The sequence below is a fragment of the Helicobacter sp. UBA3407 genome (assembly GCF_949747025.1).
Classification (GTDB): Bacteria; Campylobacterota; Campylobacteria; order Campylobacterales; family Helicobacteraceae; genus Helicobacter_D; species Helicobacter_D ganmani.
Map to the genome: position 1 here is coordinate 1 of NZ_CATKCB010000073.1, position 1,009 is coordinate 1,009.

2 protein-coding genes are annotated in these 1,009 nt (G+C 31.3%); both read left to right on the forward strand.

Features of this window, described 5'->3' with window-relative positions; all coding sequences use genetic code 11:
• A partial coding sequence (locus Q1553_RS01580; protein ID WP_300842700.1) for a hypothetical protein occupies nt 1–302 on the forward strand: 302 nt, incomplete at its 5' end.
• A gap of 54 nt (nt 303–356) precedes the next feature.
• On the forward strand, nt 357–1,009 hold a 653-nt coding region (locus tag Q1553_RS01585; protein WP_300842701.1), incomplete at its 3' end, for a hypothetical protein.

Consider the following 1,009-nt stretch of genomic DNA (forward strand, 5'->3'; position numbering starts at 1 on the left):
ACTATGGCGTTGTAAATAATTTAGGGCAAAATATTTATTACACTGCATATTATCATCTTGTTTTGGAAAGTGGCGATACGCCTTATTTTAATCTTGGTTCTAACTATTATGCGGCTGTTGCTACAACTTATAACTTTAGAACAAATAGCACTTCTGCCGAAATTGTAAAAATAAACCTTAACAATTCAAGTGATGTTCAAAGGATAGATAATCAAAACGCAGTTCGTAGCAAGATTAAATCGTTTGATAATGTCTATTCTTGGATAAAAGCTGATAAAGTCAATATTAAATATTTCAAGTAAATTTGGCATACTTTTTGCTTATCCTTTATATAGATTTTATTCAAAGGATAGGCAATGCAAGTGCATTCTCCATATAACTTTTACTTTAATTCTGCAAATACAGCAAATACCGCCACTTTAGCCACGCAGGAAAAGAATGAAAAATCCATAAAGCAAGATAATGTAAAGACAAAAGAGAATCTGTATGAATTTATTAAGGAATATTCCAACATTCAAAACCTTGATTCAAGCCTAATTATAGGCAATGACAAACTCCACAAAGGAATGATGGAATATCAAGAAAGTATTAAAAATCAAGCAAAAAATACTCCGATTTCTAGTCAAGATGAATTTCAAGCAAATCTAGATTTTCTGTTTAATCAAATGGAAAATATTTTATTGCAAGGCTTTAATGAAAATATGAATGACAAAGAGTTTCAAAATCTCTTGTCAGGCTATATGATGACAAATAGAGTAGTTTCAAAACAATCCTATGAGGATTCCACACAAGACGCCTTACAGGCTTTATCGCGACTAAAAAATGGGAACAAGTCCGACGACTTTAAACAAAAATTATCAGACTATATGACAAACTCTAATGCCCTCGCAACCTCCATTAGCGGCTTTTTCTATCAGGCGGAATATTTTAATAAGATTCCACAAAACCAAAAAAATACTATTCAAAATGCTTTAGAAAAAGTCGCATCTTATTTATTTAATCAAGGTGG